This is a genomic window from Vibrio sp. Of7-15 (assembly GCF_022347565.1).
Classification (GTDB): domain Bacteria; phylum Pseudomonadota; class Gammaproteobacteria; order Enterobacterales; family Vibrionaceae; genus NORP241.
In genome coordinates this window covers 1-22,799 of record NZ_JAKRGH010000013.1, presented here as the reverse complement: position 1 = coordinate 22,799, position 22,799 = coordinate 1, and the positions used below count along the sequence as shown (strand labels likewise).

Below are 22,799 nucleotides of genomic sequence, written 5' to 3'. Positions count from 1 at the left end.
TTCCACTTTATTTGAGATGTATCACTCCGAAAGAATAAAACATACTGATAAAATACGCTAAATCATCCTGACTAAAGCCTTGATTTATCTCTTCATACATTTCGTCAATATTAAAGTCACCTTCTTTTAAACTCAATGTAGTCAGAAAGTCACCCACCAGCTCATTAGAAGTTAGCTTTAACTTATTTCCTCGACAAAACAGGCGAATTTTATCTTCGGCCTCTATTATCTCCATTTTAAAATCAGGATCCATAATAAATCGAGTTTCAGAATCAAAGTCGGGAATATCCGGCTCAGTATACGCATAACGAAGAGCACGTTGGCTTTTATTCTTTAAATAATGATCTTCATGCCTTTCCGTTAACCAATCCGCTAACGTAATTTGGCTTTGCTCTAAATTTGATTTAACTGTTTCAAAATCTCCCGCAAAACGCTTATCATAAATAGCGTCTCTTAATAAATTCTGAGTCACTAGATTTTTGGGATTTTTAGAAATTGAAACAGCAACCCCAATAGAGAACTCTTTTGTATTTCCAACATGATAATAATGAGCGGGTAATAAAAAAATATCTCCCGGCTTTATCTCAAATGTTTCCCCATGTTCAATAATATCATCTGGGTTATAACAATTCTGGCTTGGACCATTTAATTGATGAAAATGCTCTGGCTCAAATAGCGTCATGCTCTTTGCTGAAGGCCCCATATGAAAGTGCACAACTTGCGTATAAGGATCATCGACATGTATGCCAAAAGGCGTATAGCCATAGTTACCAATAAACAAAGTGACTTCTAAAGACGCACAGTCATACCCCATTTTCTCAACAATGGGAGAAAAAGATCTCACCGCGAACCGAGAGAAATCATCTGACCATTGCTCTGCACCATTTATCACAACGCCAAACTTTTTCCCTTTTGAAATACGCTCATAGTACTCTGCTAGATTTTCACCGTCATGTCTTTCTGAATACATAAAAGCCGTTTCTTCATCCTGGTTTGCTTTTCCTTCTATATACACTCTAAAAAGTGATGCTACAGATTGTTTTCCAGCCTGCTTTATCCTAGCAAGCAACGAAAAAATTACCTCTTCATTAAAACTATCCGCAGTAAATGCATGACTGATGAGTTTAGGCTCCATTAAAATAGGTAACTCACCTTGCTCATAATTAGTATCAACATAAATATCTTTATGCGCATCAATGTGATTTATTAGCTCTCTTAAGCTCTCTACTTTCGTATCTAATAAAGATGTATTTTTTCTCATTAATACTGGGTCCTATTTTATTATGATAAACATAGTAAAGAGCTAAATTACCGTTAAGCACTAAGATGAGTGAACCATAGTGATGTTATGACAGTGAATTCGCTATTCAAAAAGCTCAAGTGATTTAATTATTGTAACGGGCTAATTCAGATAGGTACCCTATTTAAAGGATACCTATCACTCTAACAGCTAGCTCTTATTCGCTATCAGCGGCTACTTTTGGTTGCTGATGAGGTCTCATGCAAGATAGACCTACTGATAAAGTCGGCCAACCACCCGCTACTTGCTCAGCTGTTTCACGCTCGATTTCTACTGGTAAGCTGTCAGCGTCTTTAGATAATTTAGCTAGTACTGTTTTTTTTACATTTAATTTCATTTTTATTTCCTATTTTAAATAATCCTTGCCTCACATAGGCATAAAAAAAGTAACACAACAAAAATAAATTTATAAAATAATATAAACCCAATGAAAACTATTTCGTAACACTTCACAAAAACATGTAATCATAAGAGACTAACTATTCACATTTCGCGAATTCTCACCCAGGTAGTGACGCCTTAAAAGATCATAAATAACAAGCTCATGCTGACGATTGTAAGCTTTAAAAATTCGATTATTATGCATATGCAGCAAAGAGGCGAGCAACTCGTCTTTCGTTACTGAAGCCTGCTCGTCAAGTAATGACAAAACGTGCCGTGCCAAACTAAAAATAGGCTCCTTATTGGCCTCTAGCAGCTGATATAAGCTAGATTGCAGCTCTCCTTCTGGCCTAATATGCCTTGATAAATCTGAATTTATTAACCCTGAAAAACCACGATGTCTTGCACCTAAATGCCTTCGTAACTCCGCCGTTTCATTAAACTCTTTGCCAAATCCTTCTCTGAGCAAAGTGATCAGTGCTAACTTGTCTTGCAAAGAGTATTCAAACGCGGACAATAACTGATCAACCCCCAACATCGCAGCACGCCAACGAGCTTCTTCACCATAAGCGTCCATTAATTTAAGAACATCAAGTGTATATTCTGAATTATTTTCAAAGCACGACTCTGCCAAGCTAATGGTTTTCTCCCCTCCATACCTTTCCACTTCGCGATCGTATGGCGCGACTTCAAAACGGGCCACCTGCCCAGTTTCAATCAGTGGTGCCAATAGTTCACTACAATTGGGTAAGACTTGGCTGAGCAAGGTACTAGGCTCTCCCTTAAACCTTAATCGGATGTGCCACTCAGGATCACTGTATCGCATAAAAAACCATTGGCTAAACTTCTGTTCCGCTTTCATCTTTTCGATCAAAGGGCCTAAATGATCACGCAGAACATTTTCCACCACAGAGTTGCCGCCGTATATTTTTAAACTTAACCACTCAGATCCCGGCATAAAGCGTCTTTTGATTGAGGAGAGATGCAGTTTATTCAGCGGGGGGATTTTCAAAGCTGGCGGGGTAAGTTTTGCTTTATTATGAAATAAAAAATGGATTTCATGGGCATAGCGCATCGCTTCATTGCCTTTCTCTTCAACACTCGGTGAAAAACGATGGTTAAGGGATTCTTGAATTTTGATTTTTTCTTGGCCCTTGGTTTCTGATAACAATGCCTCGATACACATGCGGCTATTTAAATGTAAGGTCAGGGCATTATCTCTTAGGGCATACACCACCACATTTGGAAGCGAATACTTAGCGCATAATACGGCCACATGAGAAGTAAATTCATCCACAGTCACATCAAGTAAACAAGCAAACTCAAGCCTATCTATCAACCACGATTGAGGGGCTAAAATCACGTTATCTATTCGCACTCTAGGCAACCTTGGCGCTTCAGTGAATGCTGCTGGCCATTCAAATTGCGGTAAAAGAACATTTTGTTGTTGGATCATGCCTAAAAAGCGATAAACCCCCAAACTGTTTGCCATAAAATTATGGGCGCACGACATTCTCGGTATGATCTCTTTATTGAGCCTCTTAGACCAAAGGCGAACCATGCCCTCTTCTACAAAAACATATAAATCGTTAACCTGAATTTGCTTGTGGTGTTCGATGTCTGAATCGGCAAGAAAGACAATTTCATATTCTCTTAACTTAGGCCGAGCAATCACATTTCCTGGTCGGCCATCCGGTAAATGTACTACCTCGGCAAAAACAGCCTCTGGTTGTTGTTTCTCCTCGTTGATTAAATGCCCTCTCACGCTATCAGCCAAATCGTTATCTAAATGACAAAATCGGCCTAGGAAGTTAGCCGCCGAAGGACCATAGCAACCTTGAAAATGGATCAACTCTTCCTTGGTGTTGGTGTCGTAATGTAAAGCCGCTTGCCCCCCAAAAGAGCCCGGTAACTTAGCATCACTAGGTTGACCTATTTTGGCCAGCTCTTTACGATCAAGCCACATCTCTTCTTGCTCCAATTGGCCTTTTTGACATGACTTTTCAGCTAACAAGTCACTAAGAGGGCTTTGTTCCTTGGCAGACTTCAGCGGCACATTATGGTTCAGTGGCATTCCCGCTAACAATGGGGAATCATAGCCCTTCGTCGTTGCTAGCGAGATCCCAGATTCATCATCCAATAATCGAGTGAGAGGTACATACTGCCCTTCGTATTTACGTTGGAACTGAGTAATAAACTCGCTCAGCACATTCTTTGGTCGACGGGTGACTGATGCGAGTAAAGAACAGGTCTTTTCAAGTGACGTTGCCACTTTACTATCAACCGTACAAGTCGCAAAGTGTCGCTGTACATCCACTTGAAACAATTTCGCGGGGCTTACGGGAAAAGGTAATGTGCGAAGCTCCTCAATCACGGAGAGATAATTATCTTTAGTAATTTCTACTTCTTTATCTAACTTTTTTAACGCCGATATCGTCGTTATCAACTTATCCGCATAGCGAGACATGCCACTATTTTCTAGCCCTTTTGCTAAAGCCAAAGCAGGTTCTTCAGACGTTAAGGGCAAAGGAAGATCAATAACCAGTATACCTGCCTCTATCAAGGCTTGAACGTATTCCTCTACCTCATTCTGCTCCACATCAGAAAAGCAAGCCATGAACTGTGTAACTAAAGCAGATTTTGAAACCCCATTCCCAGATAAATGAAGCATTTTTTCAACATATTCATCGTGCTCTGCGGCACTGAGTTGATAGCTAAGCGTATCATTAGACTGATAGGGTTCGATGAACCTTAAGCTCTTATTATCAGCAAGATAAAGAGTGCTGTTGGGTTTTATGATCACTTCATCAGGCAGGTTTCCCTTTTTTGACAAATAATCACGAATTCCCGTCAAATAAAACATATCAAGTCGAGTACTTCGTTTATCACTCTCGGTAGGTAAGCACTGTAATTGCGTTCTATCGCTTACTTCTCCTTTACTCACGCCGGAAAACAGGCCAAAAGGGGTCGGACGTGAGTGCATACGAATATAGTATTTCAACAATGCTAAGCCAACTTTACGCCCTTGTTTACTGTCTGGTGCTTTTTCCCAGACAGGGACTTTGTCGTGGAGTGATGGACTAGCAAGAAAAAGCGCTTCGTTTACTTTGGGTTGTTGGAGCCAATTTGCTAGCTTTCTTTTTAATTCATTATCATCACCTTGCCACGCCAAATAATCGGAAATAGATAAACTCGGTGTCCGAACAAGAAAAAAACCATCACTTTTTATATTATTCATTTTACAATCCATGTATTCAGGGGAGTCCGAAACCCCTAACTTAATAACAAACAATCATCCCAGCCTTCATCAATACCCAATGCGACTAACAAGCACAGCCCAATACCACTGTACCCTTCCAACAGCCCCGGCTGACTTATAAATGCATTTTCTTCTGGCACATAACTGTCAAAACCAGCAAGGCCCTTTTCTCGATAAAACATCAAGGTCTGATCGAGCCAGTAATGAGCGGCCTCTAACAATTCTGGGACTTGTAAAAGTTCCCATAATCGAAGATAAATAAGATATAACCCAGCACTGCCATGACAAATTCCCGCGTCTTCGACACCCGCCTCGCCAGCTCTACGATTCGTTGAGGCTATGGCAATGGTTTTAGCTTGAGACAACAACTCTTGATTATTTAACTGCAAGGCAGCTTTTACCAGCGTTAAAGCAGTACTCACATCCCCATAACACCACGCCAAACGTGTATTGGCTTCTTGCCCAGCACGATAACCAAAGCAAGAAATGCACTCAGGTTGATTTTTTTGCGACAACAGCCAATCGATACTACTTTCTAATGCCCCCTTTATCTGAGGCAGTTGCTCTTCCAGCACAGGTAACGCGTGAGTGAGTGTGACTATTGAAGACGCAACACCATGAGCTAAACCTAAATTAAATTCAGTGGCGGCTTGTTTATCAACACGAAATACAGAATGGACAGGCGTACTCCAACTGAGCCCTTGTGGTGTTTGCACGCTTTGCTCTAACAACGTTTTTATGACCTTTGGATACAAAAAACCGCCGCCATTATTAGCAAAACGTCTTCTTGCAAAAACACTGATACCAGCAAGCCCCAAAACAACTTCATTGTCACCGTTCCACTGGGAAGCACTTAACTGATGAAGTAAATAACCCTCAAAGTCACGGTTCACCTCTGGATCGTATGGCTGATCCTCTAACTCAGACAAAAGCAATTCCAAAAACCAACTGTACCCACTCAGCCCCCAAGCCAGGGAAATATCCTGCTGAGTTTGGCTTTCTAGTTGAACTTTTTCCAAAAGCGCACTGAAGTTACCTTCATCAACAAAAGACGCTTTGTATTTTTTTAACTGCCACTGAAACAAAAGCTGCCCTGTCAGACCACTGTATAAGCCCGAACCCGTTTCATACGTTCGCGTGGCTAAACAGGCCTGAATGTCTTCGATTATTTGCTCAATTTCTAAGATTTTTTTGGGATCCGTCACCCGCTTTGTCAACATATTAAGTCATCATCCATGGCTTGATCACAAAGGCCAGTACCTTACAAACAATGCACCAGCCACTATTTTTCTTTTCCGACTTACTGGTATTTTGGATCACCAGTGACATCCACAAGCTGCCCCTCTTTTAGCTCCAACACTCTGTCAGCCATTTTTATGGTTTCCTTGCGGTGGGCAATCAAAATCCGCGTGATATTTAATTTGGCAAGAGACTGATTAACATACGTTTCAGAATCGGTATCCAAATGAGAAGTGGCTTCATCTAGGAACAATATTTTCGGTTTTCGATATAAGGCGCGCGCTAGCAGGATCCGCTGCTTTTGACCGCCCGACAAACTAGAACCTAAATCGCCAACTAAAGAGTTGTATTGCATTGTCATGTTCATAATATCTTGATCGATGGCGGCCATCTTGGCGCACTCCACCACGCGATCTATGTCTAAATTAGGATCAAACTGACTGATATTTTCAGCAATGGATCCAGACAGTAGCTCATCAGATTGCATGACTGTGGCTATTTGACGTCGATATTGAAGGTGGCCTAACTGATGAAGACTTTTATTGTCCACTTCAATGACACCAGTATTAGGCTGATAAAGACCAAGCATGACTTTCATGAGTGTGGTTTTCCCGCCACCAGAAGCCCCCACAATGGCCACACACTCACCCGGTTTGAACTCCGCACTGAGATCTTGAAATAAATAGGGCTCACCAGAAGAGTGCTGAAAGGAAATAGTATTGATTTTTAAGTGACCCGTTAAAGTATGAGACTGATCCGAATGTAAATGTTCCTCTGGCTCTGTTTGTGCTAAATCAGCTAAGCGTTCTAAATGTAAGCCCAGCATTTTAAATTCAATGAGTTTATCCACTAAGGAAGAAAAGCGTTGAATAAGCTGGGTTTTATAAGCCATAAAAGCCATAAACATACCAACAGTGAACAGCTCTGTTCCACTAGGTGACATGATCAACTGAGTCCCGAAATAAATCACTAACACGTTTTCGATGCCAAACAGAAAGTTTTTGCTCACCCCATACGCCACATTCAAACGCTCCACTCTTACGCTTAAGTTCAGCGCTTCTGTGTAGTGGTTTTGCCATAGAGCCTGTCGTTTCGCTTCAATACCAAATAACTTGATGGTTTGCATGGCACGAACATTTTCCATGAAGTTAGTGCTTTCTCTTGCTTCCGCAATAATGGCTTCTTCAGAGATCTCCCGCAACGGGCGATACCATAACAAACGAAGCATTAGATAAAGCAACATGGCAGATGAAACTATCCAAGCCAGCTGCGGACTGTATAAATAAATCATCACCAATGTCATGATGGCCATAACACCATCAATAAACGCTTCAACCATCGAAGTGGTGAGCATTTGTTTGATTTGCTCTAACGATCCAAACCGTGAAACCACGTCCCCCATATGCCGCTTAGCAAAATAATCTAACGGCAAACGCATAAGGTGCTGAAATAAATTAAAAGCGAGCTGCTGATTCAGGCTCGCTCCTAAGTGGATAACCACAAAGCCACGCAAAGCCGTCGTGGCAATGTTAAACAACACCAGTAAACCAAACCCTAATGCCAGCATGGAAAGCAGATTGTGATCGTAACTCACAATCACCTCATCCACCGCCAGCTGCATATAATACGGGCTGGCTAAAGCGAAGATCTGCAACATGCAAGACAACGCAAAAAGCTGAAAAAGCACAGGCTTAAGGCCGCTTACAGAATGAATAAACTGGGACAGCTTCATTTTCACTCTGGTATCTTGCTTTTTAAACTCTTTGGTTGGGGTTAACTCTAACGCAATACCAGTAAAGTGTTTGCTCACTTTTTCTAAGCTTAACTTACGCTTACCTATCGCCGGATCCACAATGGTGATCGAGTTACGAGACACCGATTTTAGAACAACAAAGTGGTTCATATCCCAATGCAGAATACAAGGCAGCTTTAAATGATGAAGTTGATCTAAAGACAATTTCAGTGCTCGGCTGCTTAGGTTCAACTCATCAGCAATATTCATTAAATGCTGTAAATTAACCCCTTTGAGCGTTTGCGAGTACTTTTGCCTAAGTGTATTTAAATCCGATTTATAGCCATGTTTATCTGCGACCATCGCTAAACAAGATAAACCACATTCTGCGGCTTCAGATTGAAGTATCGTATTCAATATTTATTATTTCCCTTTCATAAAACGGCTTATCTGATATCTATAAGAAACATCTAAATAGCAAGCACCCCTTTCAAACTAAATAGCGGATCCAACAACCACTCAGCCAATGAACGCTTTTCGACAATGATGTCGGCTTCAAGAAGCATCCCAGCTTGTAAAGACATCTCTTTGCCATAAGCTTGCACGGTTTGTTTATCAAGCTTGGCTTTAACACGATACATAGGCTCAGCGTGCTCAACTGGCAACACGACCTCACCGGGTAGCACAATGTTTTCCGTCATTTCATATACTTCGGCATCCATCATTCCAAACTTTTGAAATGGAAATGCATCGAGCTTAATTTTTGTCGCCTGCCCTTTGGTAATAAAACCAAACGCCCGGGTTGGCACCATTAGCTCGGCATACAAGATCGCTCCTTTCGGCAAAATACTGGCCATATACTGCTGAGGTTTAAGCAGCTGACCTTCTTTGATCCCTAGCCCTGTCACTCGGCCAGACTTAGAACTTCGGAGTAAAATTTCACTTTTTCCTGCCAGCTCCGTCAGGCGATTTTTTTTACTCGACTCCAGAAGCAGCAGCTCTTGCATTTCTTTTTCTTTTTCAAAAGGCAATCGATCTAACGCCAAGGTTAAATTACGTTCTTCTTGTTCCAGTAGTGCTAACCGAGTCTCTAACGTGACAATTTCCTGCTTTAAAGTCAGTAATAAATCATATTGGCTGTCTTCATCATTACTGGAAAGAAAGCCTTTTTGTCTCATTTTTTCATAATCTTGCAATCGATTTTGTGCGAGCTTTTTTCTTGCTTCCGCCTGAGTGATCTGAAGTGTGGTAAGGCCAATTTGAATGTTTTTAGAATGGATTTTTTCGTTCAGCTCTTGTTCTCGATTTTCATACACCGAAGCCGTGCGACTTTTTTGAACTTGAATAATAGAAAGCTGATTACCTATTTCTTCAGACAACAGATCGTTTAAATCTGTGCCTGAAGCAGTGCCATGTTTATACTCTAATTTAAACATGGGAGTATCTTCTTCTATGAATTGCCCTTCTTTAATAAAAACCTCAGACACATAAGCACTGCCAGGCGCATAGGTTTTAATCACGCCTTTGCTGGGTAATAGATACCCCTTCACTTTCTGCTTTTTTTGATAATCGGCATTTAAGATGAAAATAAAGCAGCTGATAACAATGAAAATAAGTAATCCAGAAAATACCTTATAACTTAAGGGCTGCGAAAGCGTCACTTCTCCCCAAAGCTTGTTGTACTGATTCTCGACCGCTTCCTTGCGAAAAATTGACAAAACCCATCAGTTCCTTGAAAACATATTCATTACAAATATTCTTCCAACAAACAAAGTAATTATCAAAACAGCAACAAATAAGACAGCTCAGAATAATTTATAAATCACATTCATCATAATAGGCTTTAATTTCACATAAAAATAAATCTACAGATAAAAAAACCGCCAAAAACCAATAATCAGAGCTATATCATTTATATATTTTTTTGCGTTTTCGTTCCCAGAAAAAGAAGAAAGTAAGTCTTCTCGTAGCACAAATAAAAACCAACAAAAATGCCCCAGATTTCTCCGAGGCATTTCGACTATTTAGCACTGCATGTTTTTATGCCGTAGCAAACTGCTCTTGATCCGATTTTTTAATCAAAGAGTAACTGATCCCTGTCACTAATGTACCAGCAGCAATGGCAACCAAGTACATTAAGGCCGGCGTAATGGCATTTGGAATAAGAAGCACAAACAAACCACCATGAGGAGCCATTAATTTTGCGCCGATCAGCATAGACATTGCGCCTGTTAACGCGCCACCAGCCATACAGCATGGGATCACACGCATTGGATCTCGGGCCGCAAACGGAATCGCACCTTCCGAGATAAAACACAGCCCCAATACGAACGACGCTTTGCCCGCTTCAGACTCACTGGTGTTAAATTTACGTTTTGCTAAGAAAGTGGCTAGCCCCATCCCAAGTGCAGGCACCATACCTGCGGCCATGATGGCAGCCATTGGTGCGTATGTTTGCGATGCTAACAAGCCCACACCAAAGGTATAAGCCGCTTTGTTTACTGGCCCACCAAGATCAAAACACATCATGCAACCAAGGGTAATACCAAGCAATACCGCATTGGTTGAGCCCATGTTATTTAGAAATTCTGTCAACCCAGTCATGGCGGCGGCAACTGGGCTGCCCACGACATAAATCATCGCCAAGCCTGTCACTAAGCTGGCCAGTAACGGAATAATTAAGATGGGTTTTAATGCCTCCATTGATTGAGGAAGTTGCACTTTATCAGCAAAGAACTTCGCACTGTAACCAGCAAGAAAGCCCGCGACGATGCCGCCTAGAAAACCAGCCCCTGTGGAGCTTGCGATCATGCCACCAATCAAACCAGGGGCAAGTCCGGGACGATCAGCAATCGAAAAGGCGATAAAGCCAGCCAGTATCGGCACCATTAACGCAAATGCAGAACCGCCGCCAATGGTCATTAACGCAGCGGCTAACGTTCCTTCTTCTTTAAAGGCTTCAATCCCAAACACGAATGACAACGCAATCGACAATCCCCCAGCCACAACCAAAGGCAGCATGTGAGACACACCAGTCATTAAATGTTTGTACGCCCCTGCTTTTTCAGCTTTGGTTTCGCTAGATGCGCTGCCAGCTTCATGTTTATGAACAACCGCTGATGCAAAGGCATTTTCAAATTCAGAGGCCGTTTTCTTAAGTGCTAACCCTGTGCTGGTTTTATACAGCTTTTTGCCATTAAATCGCGCTAAATCCACTTCAATATCGGCTGCAATGATCACCAAATCAGCATCGGCAATTTCTTGCTCGGTCAGCTGATTTTTCGCCCCTACCGAGCCACGAGTTTCCACTTTAATGGTGTGCCCTAAACGCTTTCCCTCTTCTTCCAGCGCTTCTGCTGCCATAAAAGTGTGTGCAACGCCTGTCGGACACGCGGTGATAGCCACAATATTTTGAGATTTGGTTTCATTTAATGAATGAGCATCAGCGCTCTCTTCTAACTCTGCCGCTTGAGTAACGGCATTTTGTAAATAGAGTTGAGGGTCAGAGAAGCAGTCATTTACTTCTGATTGATAGACTTTTTTCCCCACAAAGCGAGACATATCCACCGCTGCACTCGTGGCTAAAATAATGCACTCGGCGGCCTCAATTTGATCTGCTGTCAGAGTTGTTATTGTCGAGATAGAAGAATGGCATTCTACACCCGCCTGCCAGTTCAGATCAGCACACGCTTTTTCTAATAAACCTGCCGCAATAATGCTGTTGGCAATACCACTCGGACACGCTGTTACAATTGCAATTTTCATAATCTATACCTTCCGATCTGATTAACAGGTTACGTAATGAGGAGGAGTGCTTGTCGCTTCTATTGCGCTAACTTCAATCTTGTTCGCCATCTTCATTACATCGTTAATGTCTTCAACTCCCACCCCGACCTGAGCAACCGCAAGCGCTGATAACGCAGTAGAAAAACGCAGGATCTCTTTTTTGCTCCACTGATTAACATGGCCCCAGCACATCCCCGCCACCAGCGTATCGCCGGCACCAACAGTGCTTACGATGTTCATCTTTGGTGGTTGCGATCTCAGCCAACCTTCTTGATTGAGCCACATCACCCCTTTTGCCCCTAAAGACACCACCACATTCGTAATGCCTTGTTGCGCCAAACTTTCTGCACTGGCGATAATTTCTGCCTCTGCCGTCAATTCTTGACCAGCCCATTCCGCCAGCTCTTCGTCATTGGGCTTAACTAACCAAGGGGATACTGCCAAGCCGGCGGCCAACGCTGCTTTACTGCTATCAAACAGCACTCGCTTACCTTTGGCTTGTAGCTGCTCGATCCATTGTGCGCATAGCTCAGGGCTGATACCGATTGGCAAGCTACCCGCGATAACAAACACATCATGGCTTTTGGCCAATTCAAACAAGGTGATTTCAAAGCGGGTAATGTCTTCTTGAGAAACAGCCACTCCCGGGAAATTAATGTCACTAACACGCCCAGTATTTTCCACCAACTTGACGTTAATCCTGCTGGCCCCTTTTACACGAACAAAACAATCTTGGGCGTTAATTCGTTCAAACAACTGGCAAAACGGCTCTTGATTGTCAGCCCCCAATAACCCGGTTACGGTCACTTGGGCCCCCAGATCGGCCAAAACCTTCGCCACATTAACCCCTTTGCCTGCTGGGTGTAGGCTGCCCTTGTCGACCAAATTCACCATTCCCGCTGAAAAAGAATCTAAGCTGCCCGTCAGATCCAGAGCAGGGTTTAACGTCACGGTCACTACTTTAGGTGCTTTCACTGATGCTTGATTTTCCATGCTCATTACCCTTCTCCTAGCCCGTCTGCAATGGCTTGGCCAATGGACTCTAACGCTAATTCGGCATCTTCACCTTGCGCGGTAAACTGCAGCTGATGACGACATTTCACCCCAAGAGCAATCACTTTCATCAGGCTTTTTGCATTTGCAGGTTTACTTTCGCCATTAAGATTCACCACCTGAATCGCAGCGTTGAATTTTTTTGCAACGCTGACTAACATCGCGCCCGGCCTAGCGTGCAAGCCATGTGGGTTCGTAATGGTAAAAACAGCACTCGCGCCATCTAAGGATTCTTGAGTTAATAAAGACACGACCCGCTCTTTATCGGCTGAAAACAACTTATCCAACTGGTTTTTATACATCAGCTGAACAAGATGCACGAGGCTTGCAATATGGGCATCATTACAGCAGGCCAACATTAAAATCCCTTTTAGTGGTAGCCCCTCTTCCGTTAACTCATCTTGAGATGTCACAAAAGAAAACGCCGTCTGAGAAACGCTTTTATCACTTCTTGCCAGCCATAGCCCTTGACCTAAATACGTTAGACCCGTTCCGATAACATCAGCCACAAAACGGTTGTCTACCAGCCCTTGGTTTTTTAGCAATCCAGCAGCAGCGGCGGTTAATTGCAATACATCGGTGGCAGGAAACTGGCTCAGCACCAAATCGGCATTGAAGGTGGCTTCAGATTGGGCATCCCCATTTAACAGTGAAGCGATACTGTCTGCCGTTGTGCATTGCTTTATTTTCTCTTCCATCCCATCCGCAGATAAGACTTTGGTTAACTGTTTTAAAATACCTAAGTGTTCGTCAGATTTAGCCGCAATGCCAATGGCTAAGTAGATGGTATTGCCGTTCCCCCAATCCACCCCTTGTGGAAAATGATGCACAACCACACCTGTGCTTTTCACCAACCCTCGGGTTGCAGTCGTACCATGAGGAATGGCAATCCCACTTCCCAAGTACGTTGAATTTTGCCGTTCACGAGCCAACATACCCTCTACGTAGCCCACTTCGACAAAACCTTTTCTATGTAGCCCATCAGCCAAATCGCGAATGGCAGCATCTTTATTATCTGCACTCTGATGTAACTGAATATCGCTCTTATCCAATGACAACATTCGTCCCCCGTGACAGTTCACTGTCTGTTTTAATTGTTTTAAAGAAGCCAGCAATGCCAGTACCTTCTCTACACGTCTTTTTGCTGAAGATGCAAGCTGAATCGTTTCAGCAAAAAATTAATATAAAAGTTTCAACAAAGTGACTTAACATTTTTATCCCTTGCTGAAACCATTTAGCTGACATGCTGAATGGTTTCAGCTAATATTGCAATTATTCCAAACAAGATCCTTGCCGAATATATGATCAAGCGCACAATTATTATTTCGAGCAATATTTGATCAATAACTTAAGAACTCATCATGACATTAGAAGAAATCGCAAAGCTGTCTGGTGTATCCCGGACAACCGCCAGTTATGTTATTAACGGTAAGGCCAATAAGTACCGTATTAGCGCCAAAACCCAAGCGAAGGTGATGGCAGTGGTTGAAGAACATAACTTTCGCCCGGATCACGCCGCCAGCTCTCTACGCGCAGGCAGCAGCAAATCTTTTGGTTTGATCATTCCCGATCTTGAAAACAGCAGTTACGCCAAGTTAGCAAAACTATTGGAGCGCAATGCCAGAAAAGCAGGCTATCAGCTGATCATTTCCTGCTCTGATGACGAGCCAGACACCGAAATGAAAGTGGCAGAGACCTTACTCAGCCGACGGATTGATGCGTTACTGGTGGCCAGTGCTCTTCCTGCTGATCACCGCTTTTACAAAGACATTCAAAAAAATGGGGTGCCTGTGATTGCCCTCGACCGTGCCTTAGATGACGAAACTTTTGCCAGTGTGATCAGCGAAGATCTCGACGGCGCATACGAGCTCACCAACACCTTATTGGATAAAACCGTGACCAGTATTGGTTTAATTGGAGCCGTACCAGAGCTAGGCGTGTCGAAAGAACGTGAACAAGGGTTTAACACCGCCGTTCGCCAACATAGCAATCATGTCAGCACGCAAATCATCTATGGCGATCACTTCAGCCAAGAACAAGGGCAACAACAAGTCCAACATTGGATTGATACAAACCAGTGCCCAGAGGCTATTTTGGCGACGTCTTACACTTTGTTTGAAGGCGTGCTCGATTGTTTGCTTGCTAACCCGGATGTAATGGCAAAAACTCATTTGGCCACCTTTGGTGATCACCGCTTATTGGATTTTCTGCCCATCAAGATTCAATCGCTTCCTCAACAGTTTGAATTGATTGCTGATAATGCTTTAGAGTTAGCCTTAAATGCAGCAGCAGGTCGCTACAGAAGCGGTGTTGAAGTTGTACCAAGGAAGCTAAAACGGCGGTAATGGAAACGACCACCTGCTAAGAACGCTTTACGGACAGTAACGGGAAATCTTGTGGAAAATCAAAATAAAGCAATAAACTCAGTTATCACGTTTATTGCTTTATTTAACGCTTTTATTTGATCATTTTGTTGAGCTGTTAATCTACAAAATAGGCATCGACTTTTGCCTTAGGTATCAAAGATAAAATATGGTCTTGCCATTTTTGCTTCATCTCTTGTAACCACACTTCAGGCTCACGAATGTCGCTTGGCTCCATTGAATAAAAACGCAGCTCTGGTGGCTCATTACCGTATACATCCACAAAAGTTTCACCTTGCAGCCTTTTCGTAACAACCTCAGATTCGACGCTTCGGGCAATCACTTTGCACATTGGCGGTAAGTTAATCTCTTCTTTACCCCACTTAATGCACGCTTCGACCACCTCTCCCCAGTCTTCTAGTTCTTCGCATACGGCGGTGAACATGAAGTTTTTCGCTTCAGGTGCTGGCAGATTCTTGAATTCTGGAAATGCGTCGTCATAACTTGGAAACTCACCTTTCACCAACCACAGCGGCATGTATTCTGTTTCAATGGTCGGCTCTAATCCCCGTGAATCATAAGCGTGGCATGCCAAGCCAGTAATGAATAACGAAACTAAAGACGGTGTCGCAACCCCATTGTTTGTCACTTTTGTATAGTAGGCTTTATGCTTTTCTAATGCCTGAAGCAGCTTTTGTGGGTACTTTTCTTCACGGTCTTGCTGATGAATCGATACTAACAATTCGGCAAGAGGTAATTCTAAATAATTAACATAATCCTGTGCAAAGCGCTCCCCTACAAATTCTGGCGCAGAGTAGGTTACAACATCTTGAATACGCTGAGAAATAGGGACATCGTCGTCATCAATAAAAAAAGCTTTGATAAAACGAAACATCACTCTGCGGATGTCATTACTGCCGCCAGTGTTATCTGAGCCATCAAACGTGCGAATATCCGTTTCTTCCAATTGCAGCAGAAGCTCAGCTTGACCAAACGGATCACGTAAAATCAAGCTGGTGCTAAATGCCATTAACCACTCAGTAAAAGAAATTGGTCGATATTCTACAAATGGTGGCTCTATTGCTGTTTGATCTCGGTACTTAATCTCAACATATTGATCTTTTTTGGCGTACCTTGCGTAATCAATCATGTTGATTTGCAGTAAATCGTATAAGCTGCGGATCAACTCTTCGTGAGGCCGCAGCGTAAATGTGCCAAACACAAACTTTTCCAGCAAAAACTTGGATTGCAATAAATCATTAGGGTCTTCACAAAAACGTTCATATTCGATCTGCGACAATCTTTCTGATCGTAAATATTTTTCTTCCATCCGCTCAAAAAGACCGTTGGTTAATGAATGAATGTGATGATCTAGTGTTTTCATGTTTTTTCTCGCCTGGTTTATTCACATCGTACTTTGTAACCGTTACATCTTTTGGACGACCACTATCATCCAGCTTTTGCCTGATCACTTACTCAAAAATTGACCTTGATTTGAGCCGAATCGTCATCACTCAAATTTCGCTCGCCACAATACTGCATTCATGACATTCAGCCAACAAATAAAGAAAGACACTTTTATAAATTACACAATTGCATTGCAGTTAAACACAAATTTTAGCTTTGCTGTTGAAGTGAAAAATCAAAAGAATTACTAATAACGCCGCTCATAACCCTATAAAATAATTAAGGATTTATAATAATGTCACTTAAACTAAAACACTTACTTTTGCCTGCATTACTACTAAGCTCATCAACAGCATTTGCTTCAGCGTTACCATCACATATTGTGATTGATGGTAATAGTGTCGAGTTATTAGCACCAACAGAGCCACAAACATTTAATAGTTCTGTGTCCATTGATCTTTCTAAAAATGAGTCTGAGCAACTTAAACAAGAGAGTGCAATGTACGACTTTTCTGAAAGCATGAGTCAAATTAACTTTAAGTGCCGTATTACAATGAGAGACGAGCACCGATTCACTAACCTTCGTCCAGGAAAAGCTACGGTGGTTTACTCTTTTGATCAAACCTGTGCCAATAAGTACGTTACTGGTAGTTTGACCAATTTATCTAACGCTAGCCTAAGACTGTACTTGTTAGATGGCAGCGGAAATATTGTTTCGGGCCCATCGTTTTCTATTTCAGAGCGCCCAAACACGGGTAAATACCACTGGGCCGTGGTCAATAACAGCACATCTAGCCGTGGTGACGGTTATGTAAAAACGTCGCACACGCACTAAACCTATCCTGAACCCAATCAAGGTTGGTAATTATCAAGCCAAAGTCAGTATCGCTTTGGCTTGATATTAAAAGCTATGTTACTGAATTAAGCCCATTTCTTCAGCGGATGCACTATCCTGACGTATTTCTGCCGTAATGGCCGACATAAAAGCATCCAATGCCAGAAGCTCTTCTGATGTCATCCCCAAACGTTCAATAAGCGGAGAAACCTCAGGGAAGTTGTGATCGTACTTAGCAGCATACTGCGGAAAGTTTCCAGGACGATTGCGGGTCATGCCATTGTTATACATGGCTAATAAACCAAAAACTCGATCGCCTATTTTCATCGACAGTGGAAATAAGCCTACGTGTGTCGTGGGATCGGTCGCTTTAATGTCACGCAACATAGAGACACGAAACTTGCCCATGTCTTCAGGCTCATAGGTTACATTGTAACGGCCACGATCTTCCAAAAAGTGTCCATAATAGACTAAACCGATATTCTCAAACTTATCGTTGGTCATCATTGGGCCACTGTGGCAATTCATGCATTTCGCTTTCGTTCGGAACAAATGCAAACCATGGAGCTGTTGATCTGTCATGGCATTGGTATCGCCAGCTAAGAATTTATCAAAAGCACTGTCGTTACTAATGATCGTTCTTTCAAATGTGGCGAGAGCTTTGGCAATTCTGTCTAGCGTGATCGTTTCATCACCAAAGGCAGCATGAAATAACGGTCGATATTCAGCAATACCATCCAGTTTCTGTAATAGCTCGTTCAATGGCAGCCCCATTTCAATAGGATTAGCAATGGGGTGTAAGGATTGCTCTTCCAACGATTGAACACGGCCATCTAAAAATAAGGTCTCGTAATACGCGGTATTAATAATGGTCGGCGTGTTTCGCTTACCCACTTCGCCACCGATCCCGATCCCGTTACGAACACCGTCAGCCCAGCCTTTTTCTGGATCGTGGCAACTACCACATGACACCGTATCATCCTTAGATAAACGCTTATCAAAGAACAGTACTTTACCCAATTCCACTTTCGATATTGAATAAGGGTTATCGACAGGAAATGGTACTGAAGGCTTTAACCCTAACTCCTGCCATTCGACTCCTTCTGCAACCGTTGGTGCGGGCCAAGCATCCGAAGGCTGAGCATAAATATCACGCAAGCTGGGTACATCGACAGGGGTATCGAAAGCGGGGATATTTGTCCACACGTCGACAGGGGTAAAACTGTAGAGCGATAACATACCAGACGTTTTTTCTGTTTCAGCTGGCACAAGGTTACCTTGGTCATCAAGTGATACTAGCGTTGGAACATTATCAGCATTCGCGGCCCAAAACAGCGCTTTACCTACTAATTGTGGGAAAGAATTGGGAAAGGCAAGCTGACCATCTTTAAATAGACCCGCAAGCTCCTCAGCCTTTGGAAGACGCCATTGAGTGTTATTACATTGAGCACTTGAGTTCATCTCATCAATGGTTTCTTGAATACCTTCAGCCGTAACCAGCTCAGTGCCAGCTGCCGTCCACAATCGTGTTCCGTAATCTTTTGAGGCGACACGGCGAATATCATCGACGCAAGACCAAGCCAGCGTATCTATTTGAGCGGTTTGATCTTGCAATGGCCAGCCCGATTGATCCAACCTTAAAAAAGAAGCAATTTCATTATTAGCAACAGGCTCGATATTAAATAAAGTTTGCTTGGCGGCTTGGACGGCTTCACTATTCAGAGCAAAAAAAGCGCTTTTTTCTTGGGCATCGGTTGCCAAGTTCACCATCAATTCATAGCTGGAGGCATAAAACAGTTTACTGGTATCGTCACTGCTCACCTGTGCGGCAATCATTAAGTCTTTTTTCTTATCTTCGTAATCACCTTGTGCGCTTTGTGTTTGCCCGCCCACAATCTCTTCTTGAGACAGCCACCCATCTTTACTGACATCAGAAAGGGCAAATTCGGCTGTCGTCGTTAAAGTGATCGTATTAGCCACAGATACTGACGTATTATCTAGAGTCGACAGTGCACGCTGACTCAATGCCGATTTAGTGGCGATTTGATTAAGCGTTTCAACGTTCGCCGTTAAGTATTTATAAGTATCTTGTCCAAGGGCAATACTTATCTGCAACGGTTCTTTTAATCGCACGCCAGCAGGCACATTAGCCGTGAAGTGCTTGTTATTATCAGTAACGCCGGAGATCTCAATATTAGTGCTTGGTTGACGGATAAGGAAAGTACTGCCACCAGCTAAATCATGATCCACTTGAGCACTCAGCTGAAACGGTTGTGAGGTTGTGGGAGGCGAAGCATGATTTGATGTTTGGCTTTCAGAATCATGACACCCGCTAATGCCAAATAAAATACTCGTGACTAACAGGGAATTTTTAAGGGATATAGACTGACTCATTTTAGAATGCTTATGATAATTATTATTAATTGGGCGGCGAATTTACCAATTCTATTTATTAATTTCAATAACGAAAAGATTTATAAACACGGCAAGTAATGGCTTTTTAACCTAAAATATCGTCATGATAAGAACATTAATATGGTTATTTTTTATTTTATCAGTTGTTATCACCAACAGACAAAACAGCATATCTCCCCGAATAGGCAATCGAGGCAGTGAAGAATACTGACATGTAATAATCGGTTTGTTACCATCATACTGGGTAGAAAAAGATTCACCGAAAGGGCTATGAACAAGCCATTGAAGGGCGCAACCTAATCTCAAAAGTCACTCTATCATCACAAGCATGTATTCCACCTGATAAATTTATTACCTTGAGCAAGATCAATATTTCCACTATGTCCATGAGTGATATGCAAAGATGGTGTGTATTATCCAAGCTGAAACCAACGTTTAGATTACCAAGGAAGCCTAATTTAACTCGTGGTTATTTATCGCTCAGCCTTGGTAGTACTCGTTGCGCTTCATCTATTTTGACTTTATTGCTGCAAATGTAACAAGGGTACTCGTATATGAAAAAAATAATATTAATTGTTGTCTGCATCATGTTTGCCATTGCTGCAATAGCCAGTATTTCCTCGACTTCTTACATCTCTCATCAAGAAATCGACAAAATCATTTTGAAAAAATCTCAAGCACAGGGTGAGCTATTAGCTAAAAACGTAGAATACATCTTGAGTACCTCTTCGCAACCATTAGACGACTTACAAGCCTTGGTTCAATCCCTAAAAAACCGTTCTGATATTAGCTACGCCATTGTCATTGATAAAAATGTTCAAGCTGTCGCCCACAGTGACAGCCAAAAGCTAAATAAAGTCTATGACGATAGTTATACCGTCGATGGCGCAACAAAAGGCATACCACAACACTCTAAGTGGTATGCGGATGTGCAAGAAGTATGGGTATACGATATTTTATCCCCAATTTATGTTAATGGTGAGCTGTACGGCACTTTCGATATCGGTATTCCAATTACTGAAGTTGATGACGCCGCAGAAGGGATCGTGATGGCTCAGCTTGTTGTGATTTTAGGCATCTTCTTTATTTGTGGTTGTGTTCTTCTATGGCTGCTGGGCAAGCTACTGAGCCCACTATCTGGGTTGCAGCACGCGCTAGAAAATATCTCTAAAGGGGATGGTGATTTAACTATTAGACTACCCGTAAAAGGCAACGATGAAATCGCGCATATTTCAACGGCTTTTAATACCTTTGTTGGCAAAATCAATGAGATTATTACTCAGGTCGTCAATACTGGTGTGGATCTTGGCCATTCTGCGACTGAGCTTCGTAGCCAATCTCAGCAAGCCTTATCGCGAGGCCACGAGCAAAGTGAGCAATCTTTATTGGTGGTTACCTCAATGAATGAAATGATTTCAACCATTGGGGAAATTTCACAAAATGCGGCCAGCGCGGCAGAATCTGCCGAAAATGCCAACCTTGAAACTCAAAAGGGCCAACAAACCCTGCAAGAAGCATCCAGTACGATTGTGGATCTGGCCACACAAATGAATGAGATGTCTGACGTGATCACATCTCTTGCAGGCAGAACTCAATCCATCGGCTCTATTCTTGAAGTGATTCGAGGAATTTCAGAGCAAACCAATCTGTTGGCACTGAATGCCGCCATCGAAGCAGCGCGTGCTGGTGAGGCAGGCCGAGGTTTTGCTGTGGTTGCCGATGAGGTAAGAAACTTGGCCACGAAGACAGCTCAGTCCACCAATGAGATCCAAACCATGATTGATCAGCTACAGCATGAAGCAAAAAATGCAGTTGATGCCATGGACAGCAGTAAATCTTTAACGGTAGAAGGCTCTGAAGCCACAGAAAAAGCCCAGCAGGCCCTTGAACTCATTTCAGCACAAGTAACAGCAATACTGGATATGAACACACAAGTGGCGACGGCGACCGAGCAACAGTCTAGTGTTGCCAATGAAATTAACCTCAATATGGATGCCGTGGACAGCTCGGCAAAAGTGGGCTTAAGTGCCAGCCAAGAGCTAGAAGGCACCAGCCAAAATCTGGCCGAGCTTGCTCAAACTTTAGACCGCCATGTAGGCTCTTTTAAAATTAGCCACTAACATGACTCTTTATACTAAAAAGCCCCGTAGTTAGGGGCTTTTTTCTACCCCTTTTACGTCCGAGTGCCCATGATCGCTTCTAACGTAAACGGTGGTGGGTTAGCCAACACTTCTTCTCGTGTGGGGCCTTCGCTTTGAATTAACCTTAGCGGTATATAAGGAGAATCAAAGCTCGGTGTTTCCCCTGTTCTTTGATAATGTAAAGCCAGCAAACCTAGCGGTAATAAGGTTAAATAGCTTCCAGGAGCACACAAATCTAGGGACTTATCCCCAGTTTCCCGCCCTGCATTAGTGGGTAAATACTCAGAAAAGTACAAATAATCTTGCTCAATGGCGTATTTCACCCGCTCATCTAACGACAGAGAATCTAACCCCCAAAGATTACAAATAAGCAATACAGGGCCGGCATACTGAGTTAAATAAAACTTTTCTGCATCTGGGCCAACAGCTCTTGTAATCTCACCTGGTTTAAGCCAACGTTTTGCTTCATTGGCTAACTGCTCCCTGATATTTCGATCTTGCTCATTTTCAAAATACGCTCGAAGCAAACAATGAAATGTCTTCATGTATTCACGGCACCCCGAATCATAAGATTTATTTTTATATTCTCCCTTAGGCCATTGCAATAAAGTGTCCAAGGCTCTTTTATTTTGATCAAGAATAGAAACTACTAGGCCAAGGCTCCAAGCAGAAAAATTAACTCTAGAATCAAACTCTAATTGTTCAGCGCTAAAGTTGAGCTTTTCCCCAAAAAACTGAATAGCCAGGGGCTGATTGTTAAATGCATTAAGAGAAAGTTCGGCTTTAGATTTCCAATACTCGCCACAACGTGCTAACAAATAACGTTGATGTCGCTCTGAAAACTGATAGAAGATAGATTCTACCCAATGATTATAACTCTTCAAAGAC

The 22,799-nt window shown here is 42.6% G+C and carries 15 protein-coding genes; 3 read left to right on the top strand and 12 right to left on the bottom strand.

Translation table 11 applies throughout. The features are described 5' to 3' along the window. Window positions 1–7 precede the first annotated feature (7 nt). From MHO82_RS14260 to fruB, 9 genes are all read right to left on the bottom strand, one after another. Entirely contained in the window at window positions 8–1,261 is a 1,254-nt protein-coding gene (locus MHO82_RS14260; RefSeq protein WP_239184627.1) for a hypothetical protein, read from the bottom strand. A 196-nt stretch (window positions 1,262–1,457) separates the two neighbouring features. Then, the gene (locus tag MHO82_RS14255) at window positions 1,458–1,637 is read right to left on the bottom strand and encodes a hypothetical protein (protein ID WP_239184626.1); all 180 of its coding nucleotides are present in this window, start codon (window positions 1,635–1,637) and stop codon (window positions 1,458–1,460) included. Between the two features lie 138 nt (window positions 1,638–1,775). Beyond that, entirely contained in the window at window positions 1,776–4,919 is a 3,144-nt protein-coding gene (locus MHO82_RS14250) for a lantibiotic dehydratase (RefSeq protein WP_239184625.1), read from the bottom strand. A 35-nt stretch (window positions 4,920–4,954) separates the two neighbouring features. Beyond that, window positions 4,955–6,160 (bottom strand): lanthionine synthetase LanC family protein, encoded by a 1,206-nt coding sequence (locus tag MHO82_RS14245; RefSeq protein WP_239184624.1) that lies wholly within the window; start codon window positions 6,158–6,160, stop codon window positions 4,955–4,957. An 80-nt stretch (window positions 6,161–6,240) separates the two neighbouring features. After that, entirely contained in the window at window positions 6,241–8,328 is a 2,088-nt protein-coding gene (locus MHO82_RS14240) for a peptidase domain-containing ABC transporter (protein WP_239184623.1), read from the bottom strand. 53 nt (window positions 8,329–8,381) lie between these two features. After that, entirely contained in the window at window positions 8,382–9,629 is a 1,248-nt protein-coding gene (locus tag MHO82_RS14235) for an HlyD family efflux transporter periplasmic adaptor subunit (protein WP_239184622.1), read from the bottom strand. 322 nt (window positions 9,630–9,951) lie between these two features. After that, window positions 9,952–11,676 carry a PTS fructose transporter subunit IIBC gene (fruA, locus tag MHO82_RS14230; RefSeq protein ID WP_239184621.1) on the bottom strand — a complete coding sequence of 575 codons (1,725 nt, stop codon included), beginning with the start codon at window positions 11,674–11,676 and terminating at the stop codon, window positions 9,952–9,954. A gap of 21 nt (window positions 11,677–11,697) precedes the next feature. After that, entirely contained in the window at window positions 11,698–12,690 is a 993-nt protein-coding gene (gene pfkB, locus MHO82_RS14225) for a 1-phosphofructokinase (protein WP_239184722.1), read from the bottom strand. Between the two features lie 5 nt (window positions 12,691–12,695). Next, window positions 12,696–13,811, bottom strand: coding sequence for a fused PTS fructose transporter subunit IIA/HPr protein (gene fruB / locus MHO82_RS14220; RefSeq protein WP_239184620.1), 1,116 nt, complete (start codon window positions 13,809–13,811; stop codon window positions 12,696–12,698). A gap of 300 nt (window positions 13,812–14,111) precedes the next feature. Between fruB and cra the strand changes: the two genes are divergently transcribed. Beyond that, complete coding sequence (cra, locus tag MHO82_RS14215) at window positions 14,112–15,095, top strand: catabolite repressor/activator (RefSeq protein ID WP_239184619.1); 984 nt, start codon at window positions 14,112–14,114, stop codon at window positions 15,093–15,095. Between the two features lie 136 nt (window positions 15,096–15,231). Here the strand turns inward: cra and MHO82_RS14210 are convergent, their stop codons facing one another. Then, window positions 15,232–16,497, bottom strand: coding sequence for an immunity 49 family protein (locus MHO82_RS14210; protein WP_239184618.1), 1,266 nt, complete (start codon window positions 16,495–16,497; stop codon window positions 15,232–15,234). Between the two features lie 318 nt (window positions 16,498–16,815). On the opposite strand from MHO82_RS14210, the gene MHO82_RS14205 reads away from it, so the two are divergent. Further along, on the top strand, window positions 16,816–17,355 hold the full coding sequence (locus MHO82_RS14205; protein ID WP_239184617.1) for a hypothetical protein: 540 nt from the start codon (window positions 16,816–16,818) through the stop codon (window positions 17,353–17,355). A 78-nt stretch (window positions 17,356–17,433) separates the two neighbouring features. On the opposite strand, the gene MHO82_RS14200 is transcribed toward MHO82_RS14205, so the two are convergent. Then, entirely contained in the window at window positions 17,434–19,749 is a 2,316-nt protein-coding gene (locus MHO82_RS14200) for a cytochrome-c peroxidase (protein ID WP_239184616.1), read from the bottom strand. Window positions 19,750–20,324: 575 nt separating this feature from the next. On the opposite strand from MHO82_RS14200, the gene MHO82_RS14195 reads away from it, so the two are divergent. After that, entirely contained in the window at window positions 20,325–21,890 is a 1,566-nt protein-coding gene (locus MHO82_RS14195; protein ID WP_239184615.1) for a methyl-accepting chemotaxis protein, read from the top strand. A 53-nt stretch (window positions 21,891–21,943) separates the two neighbouring features. On the opposite strand, the gene MHO82_RS14190 is transcribed toward MHO82_RS14195, so the two are convergent. Continuing rightward, window positions 21,944–22,799, bottom strand: an 856-nt coding sequence (locus tag MHO82_RS14190) for an Imm49 family immunity protein (protein WP_239184614.1), incomplete at its 5' end; no start/stop codon positions are given.

Bases quoted from the DNA above. Each gene is read 5' to 3' on its own strand.
- MHO82_RS14260 (WP_239184627.1), bottom strand. From the start codon at position 1,261: ATGAGAAAAAATACATCTTTATTAGATACGAAAGTAGAGAGCTTAAGA.
- MHO82_RS14255 (WP_239184626.1), bottom strand. From the start codon at position 1,637: ATGAAATTAAATGTAAAAAAAACAGTACTAGCTAAATTATCTAAAGAC.
- MHO82_RS14250 (WP_239184625.1), bottom strand. From the start codon at position 4,919: ATGAATAATATAAAAAGTGATGGTTTTTTTCTTGTTCGGACACCGAGT.
- MHO82_RS14245 (WP_239184624.1), bottom strand. From the start codon at position 6,160: ATGTTGACAAAGCGGGTGACGGATCCCAAAAAAATCTTAGAAATTGAG.
- fruA (WP_239184621.1), bottom strand. From the start codon at position 11,676: ATGAAAATTGCAATTGTAACAGCGTGTCCGAGTGGTATTGCCAACAGC.
- pfkB (WP_239184722.1), bottom strand. From the start codon at position 12,690: ATGGAAAATCAAGCATCAGTGAAAGCACCTAAAGTAGTGACCGTGACG.
- fruB (WP_239184620.1), bottom strand. From the start codon at position 13,811: ATGTTGTCATTGGATAAGAGCGATATTCAGTTACATCAGAGTGCAGAT.
- cra (WP_239184619.1), top strand. From the start codon at position 14,112: ATGACATTAGAAGAAATCGCAAAGCTGTCTGGTGTATCCCGGACAACC.
- MHO82_RS14210 (WP_239184618.1), bottom strand. From the start codon at position 16,497: ATGAAAACACTAGATCATCACATTCATTCATTAACCAACGGTCTTTTT.
- MHO82_RS14205 (WP_239184617.1), top strand. From the start codon at position 16,816: ATGTCACTTAAACTAAAACACTTACTTTTGCCTGCATTACTACTAAGC.
- MHO82_RS14200 (WP_239184616.1), bottom strand. From the start codon at position 19,749: ATGAGTCAGTCTATATCCCTTAAAAATTCCCTGTTAGTCACGAGTATT.
- MHO82_RS14195 (WP_239184615.1), top strand. From the start codon at position 20,325: ATGAAAAAAATAATATTAATTGTTGTCTGCATCATGTTTGCCATTGCT.